7 protein-coding genes are annotated in these 6,677 nt (G+C 62.5%); 2 read left to right on the top strand and 5 right to left on the bottom strand.

The annotated features are described in order from the left end of the window. Both ABSG20_RS25975 and dnaG read right to left on the bottom strand, forming a co-directional pair. Positions 1-690, bottom strand: a 690-nt coding sequence (locus ABSG20_RS25975; protein ID WP_423867347.1) for an RNA polymerase sigma factor region1.1 domain-containing protein, incomplete at its 3' end; no start/stop codon positions are given. Between the two features lie 360 nt (positions 691-1,050). Beyond that, positions 1,051-3,090 carry a DNA primase gene (gene dnaG / locus ABSG20_RS25970; protein ID WP_423867346.1) on the bottom strand — a complete coding sequence of 680 codons (2,040 nt, stop codon included), beginning with the start codon at positions 3,088-3,090 and terminating at the stop codon, positions 1,051-1,053. Positions 3,091-3,245: 155 nt separating this feature from the next. Between dnaG and ABSG20_RS25965 the strand changes: the two genes are divergently transcribed. Then, complete coding sequence (locus ABSG20_RS25965; protein WP_423867345.1) at positions 3,246-3,395, top strand: BrnA antitoxin family protein; 150 nt, start codon at positions 3,246-3,248, stop codon at positions 3,393-3,395. Positions 3,396-3,423: 28 nt separating this feature from the next. Here ABSG20_RS25965 and ABSG20_RS25960 read toward each other — a convergent pair whose 3' ends face one another. Both ABSG20_RS25960 and ABSG20_RS25955 read right to left on the bottom strand, forming a co-directional pair. Then, the gene (locus tag ABSG20_RS25960; RefSeq protein WP_423867344.1) at positions 3,424-3,822 is read right to left on the bottom strand and encodes a gamma-glutamylcyclotransferase family protein; all 399 of its coding nucleotides are present in this window, start codon (positions 3,820-3,822) and stop codon (positions 3,424-3,426) included. A gap of 236 nt (positions 3,823-4,058) precedes the next feature. After that, positions 4,059-4,949, bottom strand: coding sequence for a transglutaminase family protein (locus ABSG20_RS25955; RefSeq protein ID WP_423867350.1), 891 nt, complete (start codon positions 4,947-4,949; stop codon positions 4,059-4,061). A 99-nt stretch (positions 4,950-5,048) separates the two neighbouring features. Here ABSG20_RS25955 and ABSG20_RS25950 point away from each other — a divergent pair, with 99 nt between their 5' ends. Then, a complete protein-coding gene (locus ABSG20_RS25950) occupies positions 5,049-5,861 on the top strand; it encodes an N-formylglutamate amidohydrolase (protein WP_423867349.1) in 813 nt (270 codons plus the stop codon). Positions 5,862-6,027: 166 nt separating this feature from the next. Here the strand turns inward: ABSG20_RS25950 and ABSG20_RS25945 are convergent, their stop codons facing one another. Further along, on the bottom strand, positions 6,028-6,645 hold the full coding sequence (locus ABSG20_RS25945; protein WP_423867348.1) for a LysE family translocator: 618 nt from the start codon (positions 6,643-6,645) through the stop codon (positions 6,028-6,030). Positions 6,646-6,677 lie beyond the last annotated feature (32 nt).

Raw genomic sequence — 6,677 nt, 5'->3', positions numbered from 1 at the left:
CAGCGGCTGGCCGTCGGGGCCGAGCGGTGCCGCCAGCAGCGGGTTCATGTTGTTCTTGGCGTCGGGGCCGGCATAGGTCGCTTCCAGATCGATGATGTCGCGCAGGAAAATCTTTCCCTCGTTGAGTTCATCGCGCCAGATGATGATGGCCTGGAAGGTCAGCGGGCTTTCGCACAGCCCTGCGATCATCGCCTCGCGGCCGGCCTCGATGCGTTTGGCAATCGCAATTTCGCCTTCGCGCGACAACAGCTCGACCGTGCCCATCTCGCGCAGATACATGCGGACGGGATCGTCGGTGCGCTCGCCGGGCTCGGATTTCTTGACTTCGGTGACGGCCTTCTGCGTGACCTCGACCAGTTCGTTGTCGGTCTCGTCCTCGGCCTCTTCCTTGCCTTCTTCCTCGTTGTCGGTGTCCTCGGCCTCGGAGACGTTGATGCCCATGTCCGAGAGCATCGACATGATGTCCTCGATCTGCTCCGGCGAAGTGGTGTCCGAAGGCAGCACTTCGTTGAGCTGATCGAATGTGACAAACCCGCGCTTCTTGGCCTGCTTGATCATCTTCTTGACGGCGGCGTCGGAAAGGTCGAGCAACGGCGAGGGCGCGTCCGGCGAATCCTTCTCAGGAGCGTCCGCGACCCTGTCGTCCTTGTCCTTGTCCTTTACCTGCAGCGTCTTTGCCTTGGTGGCCATGCATTGCTCCTCAACGCGCTTCAATCAGGATGCGTCGCCGCGCCTGCCTTTGATCACAAACTTGCCTGCGACGCGGAAAGGGCGGCGCAGATGTTCGCCACCCCTTAAACTGCGATCGCCGATGTCGTACGCCTCGCCCCGATGCCACTTGGTCAAGAAAATGCAAAAATCCGGTTATGCCATCAGAACAGGCACCAGACTTTTTTCTGGCGCATAATCCGACGGCGAACCGCACTTCGCCTTCGCCTCAAAATGCAACGGCACCCATTAAGCCTCGCTTAACCCTGTTTTTGGCGCCAAACCATGGACTTGGCGAGTCTTTTCGTGGTTCCGGCGGCCGCCATCCGCATTAAACTTTAATCAGAGGCTGCCCTGGAACCGGCCAGACGACTCGCCGAACCCCTCGATCAGGGCCTCGGTACCGTCCACTTCCGCCTTCCGGGCCTGGACGTCGCGCAGCCACGCCAGATTGGCCTCGCTGGCCTCGCGGCCCAAGGCCGCTTCCGCATCCTTCAATTCCCTAAGTAATGAGTGCCATTGGCGATGCAAGGATACCAGCTGGTGCCAGGTGGAAAGAACATCCTCCCGCGCCGCCTCGACTTTCGCCCCCCACACCGCCGCGGTCGTGATTGCCATCTCAACCCTCTGAACGACTTGAGAAAATCCGGCCGAGGCGAGGTCGGCGCGGATCTTCTCGGCTTGCTCTGAAGGTTCCTCGCCGTGGTGATGGTCGTTGGCGAAAGCGGCAATGATCCCGGCGCGCAGTTTTTGGGCCTCGGGATGGGCCAATTCCAGCGCCGCCACCTCTTCCAGATGGTCATGCAGCAGCCAGGGGTGGTTCATCAAGGTCTGCAAAATCAGCGCCTCGCGGCGGGAGATCGCGCTGCGCTGGCCGCGCATGATCGGGCTCGATGCCAGCTGAGGGCTCGCCGCCTGATAGGGACCGCGGTCGATGGTCTGGCTGGCCGCTGAGACCTGGCCCCTGCCGCGAGGTTCGATCCGCCCCGCCGCGCCCGGGATAAAGGAGCCGCGCGGCGGAAAGCGCCGGCCTGATTCGGCGCCAAAATTACCCTTGAAAGTTCCGTTGGCCCCGCGAAATCCGCCTTTCGCATAAAAGCCGCGGCCGCCCTCCGGCGCGAAGGCGCGCTGCAGCCGCTGCGCCAGATCCTGGCGATAATGGCGCCGCACCATTTCGTCGCGGATCCCGTTGGTGAGTTCGCCGATCCGCGCCTCCAGCGCCGCGCGCCGCTCCGGTGTGCCGTAGCTGCCGCCGCCGATCTCGCGCAACCAGATCACATCGGCTAGGCCGCGCGCGGCCGAGATCACCTCCTCGATCGCGGCCCGGCCACTGGTGCGCGCCAGATCGTCGGGGTCCTGGCCTTCCGGCAGACTGGCAAAGCGCAAGCTCTTGCCGGGTGCAAGATGCGGCAGCGCCAGATCGGCGGCGCGCCACATCGCCTTCTGACCGGCCTTGTCGCCGTCGAAGCAGAGGATCGGCTCATCCGCCATCTTCCACAACAGGGTCAGCTGGTTTTCCGTCAGCGCGGTGCCGAGCGGGGCGACGCTCGCCGGAAAGCCGGCGCCGACCATGGCGATGACATCGACATAGCCTTCCACCACCACCAGGGTGCTGCCGTTATGGGCGGCGAGCCGTGCGGTGCTGAGGTTGTAGAGATTGTCCCCCTTGTGAAACAAAGGCGTTTCCGGCGAATTCAGGTACTTTGCGGGAGCATCCTTTTCCAGCGCGCGACCGCCGAACGCGATCACCCGACCGCGCAGGTCAGTGATCGGAAACATCACGCGGTCGCGGAAGCGGTCATAGGGCAGTGGAATGTCATCGCCTGCGACCAGCAACCCGGCTTCGACCATGTCGTCTGTGGAAATGCCGAGAGCGCCGAGGTGCTCCTTCAAGGCAAAGCGTTCGACCGGCGCATAGCCGATGCGAAACTGCAGTTGCACCGAAGGTGAAATCGAGCGGTCGCCGAGATAGCCGCGCGCTTTGGCGCCATGGCGGGAAGCCAGCGTGTCGGCGAAGAATTTCGCCGCCAGATCCATCACGTCATACAGCGTCTTGCGGCGCTGCTGCTGCCGCGCGGCGTCGGGCGTCGCGGCCGGCACAGGCATGCCCGCCATCGAAGCCAGCCGCTCGACGGCTTCGGGAAAAGAGACACCCTCGGTCTCCATCACGAAGTCAAAGATGTTGCCGTGCTTGCCGGTGGAGAAGTCGTGATAAAACTGCTTCTGGTCGTTGACGGTAAAGGACGGGGTCTTTTCCTGCTGGAACGGCGACAGCCCCTTCCACTCCCGTCCCGCTCGCTTCAATTTCACGCGCCGGCCCACGACTTCCGAAACCGGAAGCCGGGCGCGCAGCTCTTCGAGAAATTCGTCCGTGAATCGCATGAGGGCATTTTCGGTGAGTCGGAGGCCGCTGCCAACCGATCATCGGTACAGGGATGTCAGGTTAAAATACGAGGATTGTTGGGATTCTCCCGGCTATCCACAGGGGCAGCCTCAACGAGCAGCTCAAACAAAACAGATGTTCCTCATTCCTCTTGGTGCCCGCCAGGAAAAAACCAATCTCGATTCGCCTCGATGAGGACGTACTCGACTATTTCAAGAGCGAGGGTGATGGCTATCAGCGCCGCATCAACGCCGTGCTGCGTTCCTACATGCAGCAGAAGGCCAAGCCCAAGAAGCATGCCTGACGACCATTGTACCCCCGACACGGCGTCATTATTGCTCCAGAAACCGCCCCGAGGCGATGTGCGGCAGCTGCGCGACCGGCCAATTGTAGATGTAGGTCCAGGCCTCGCTGACCGCGCCGTCGTCCGGCGTTACCGTCAGCATCTGCCTGACATATTCGGTCGGCTCGGCAAAGCCCTCGCCGCAGGCCTCGTACATGTCGAGCTCGCGCAGCAATTCGCTCGCAGAGCGCAGCCGATAGAGTTCGCCGAACACGACGTCTGCGGGATCGTCCGACAGCACCAACCCCGGATAATGCTTGACCAGATAGAGCCGGCCCTGGCAGCGCGCCGGCGAAAGATAATCCGCGCTGCGCGACAACAGCTGCGCCATCGGATGATCGAAGCCGCGCATCAGCGTGCCGTAGACGAACAGACGGTCTGAGATCATGAGCTATCACAGGCTGTCATTGCGAGTACCGCGAAGCGATGGATTGCTTCGTCGCAAGTGCTCCTCGCAAAGACGGCAGTGCGTAGGGTGGGCAAAGGCGCCCTTTGCGCCGTGCCCACCATTTCCAATCCGACAAGATGGTGGGCACGCCATCGGGTGCGCGCATTCGCGCGACCCGTCGGCTTTGCCCACCCTACGACCACGGCCAAACTCGGCATCCTACGTGATATCCATGGCTAAGCCGCGGCTCCTTCACCGACCGAAACCACGTTGATGCTGACCTCCATGCCGACGAAGGCCTTGGCCGAACCGAGATAGGTGCCATGCAACGGGATCGCCTGGCACGGGTCGCGCGCCACCGCCACCCGAACCAGGTCACGGTTGCCGACGATGCCGTTGGTGGGATCGAACTCGATCCATCCGGCGCTCGGCAGGTAGACCTGAACCCACGCATGGGTCGAACCGCCGCCGACGTAACCATGCGCCCGGTCACCGTGGATGAACAGATATCCCGAAACAAAACGTGCGGCGATACCGAGCCGCCGCAGCGCCTCGATCATGAACAGCGCATAGTCGCGGCAGGTGCCGGATTTGCTCTGCAGCGTGTCGAGCGGATGCTGGGTGCCGTGTTCATGCCGCTTGCGGTAGGTAAATACCTTGCGGATGCCGTGGGTCATATCGCTCAGAATCTTGAAGGTCGGGGTCGGTCCCTCCTCATCGAGGAACTCCAGCGCCCACGCGTTCAGCTCGCCATCGGGATCGGCATATTGCGGCCTGATGAACTGCACCAGATCGGGGAATTCCTCGTCGTCGTACAGGAAGGGATAGAAATAGGCCGGATCGTCCGGGGGCAGCACAAACTCCTCGGCGGGATTGTGTTCGACGGTGGCCGTCGAGACGATCGACAGGGTTTCGGCGCGCTCGTCGAAGGTGGCGATGGCGACGCTGTTGCCGAACACGTCATGGATCCAGCGCAGCGACATCGGCGGCGGCGCGATCTCGAGACGGCCTGAGAGCACGCGCAGATCGTGGCCGTCGCGCGGGCGCAGCATGATGCGGTGCTCGCCAAATGCCACCGGGTGCGCATAGCGATATTCGGTCTTGTGGTGGATCGTCAGTAGCGGCATCGTCAGCGCAATCATTCCCGATTCCAGGCCACCTAATCTATACCTATCCCTGCTTATTTCTAAATCGGTATGCTGCTTCGATAGGCAATGAACGAGGAAATGACGTTGGACCGCGACGGCGATGACAAAGCATTACTACTTGACAAGGAAGAGGTTCCGCCAGTTCTTGAAAATAATACCGCCGGACGTTCGCCCTTCCTTTTGACGTCGGACCATTACGGCCGGACCATCCCGCGCCGGCTCGGCGATCTCGGGCTGCCGGCGGGCGAGCTTGAGCGACATATCGCCTGGGATATCGGCATTGCCGGCGTCGCCGACGCGCTGTCGAAAGATCTCGATGCCCATCTGATCGCGCAGCGCTACTCGCGGTTGGTGATCGACTGCAACCGCCCGCCGGATGCAGCGAGCTCGATCCCGCGCATCAGCGAAGCAACACTCATACCCGGCAATGAAGGTCTGACGCGCGAGGCTGCCGATGCGCGGCGGCTGGCGATATTCGATCCCTACCACGACCGGATCGCCGAGGTGATCGAGCAGCGCAGGCGTGAAAATATTCCGACGGTGCTGGTGGCGCTGCATAGTTTTACGCCGGCTTATGCCGGCATCACCAGGCCCTGGCATATCGGCACGCTCTATCATCGCGACACCAGACTGCCGCCGCGGCTTCTAAGATTGTTGCGTAGCGAGAGCGATCTGGTGGTCGGCGACAACGAGCCCTATGCGGTCAGTGAGGAGACCGACTACACCATTCCGGTGCACGGCGAGGCGCGCGGGCTGATGAGCAGCGGACTTGAAATTCGCCAGGACCTGATCGCCGCACCGGCCGGACAAATTGAATGGGCGGATCGGCTGGCGCGGATTTTTGGCGAGCTCGAAGCGATGCTGCGGGCCGAGCGGCTACTGCCCGGATAGGACACGCTTAGGCCAGCCGTCAAAACAATTGTATCGGATCTGGTTCTCCCCTCCCCCCGCGCAGCGACCGCGCAGCGGTGGGGAGGGGAGATTATGACCTCATCCTTTGCTACTCTGCCTCCCTGTCTGCGAAATCGGAAGCGGCTAATTTCACGCTTCGCGCCGCTCACCGCGCTCGCGTCAGCGCCAGCCAGATGCCGCCGCCGATCATGAAGCCGCCGGAGACCCGCGACAACAGCCGCGTCCGGCGGCCTGAGAAAAACAGCCGGGCGCGGCCCGCCAATAGCGCGTAGATGGCGTCGGTCAGCCCGGCGATCACCATGAACGTTATTCCGAGCAGGGTGACTTGCGAGAAATGGTCCCTGCTCATATCCACGAACTGGGGAATGAACGCGCCGAAGAACACCAGCACCTTGGGATTGGAAAGCGACACCACGAACCCTTGCAGGAAAAATCCGCCGCGCGGCGGCGGCGGCGGCTCATCGGCCTTGACGCCCATGACGGGGAAGCGGATCAGCTTGATCCCGAGCCAGACCAGATAGGCCGCGCCGGCAAAACGCACCCAATCGAACCAGTAGCCCATGGTCGCCATCAGCGTGGTCAGCCCGACGGCGACGATGCCGATCACGATCGTCAGCCCCGCCTGGACGCCGGCGATATTGGTCAGCGCCGCGCCGGTGCCGTGCCGCAGGCCGTTGGCGATGACCAGCGTGACGACCGGTCCCGGCAACAGCGCCAGCGCGATGCAGGCGGCGACGAAGGCGAGATAGAGCTGCAGGGACATCAGGGGGCTCGTGCAGGAGAGAAGCAATCTCT

The organism is Bradyrhizobium sp. (assembly GCF_049512235.1).
Classification (GTDB): Bacteria; Pseudomonadota; Alphaproteobacteria; order Rhizobiales; family Xanthobacteraceae; genus Bradyrhizobium.
This window is presented reverse-complemented; position numbering and strand designations above follow the sequence as displayed.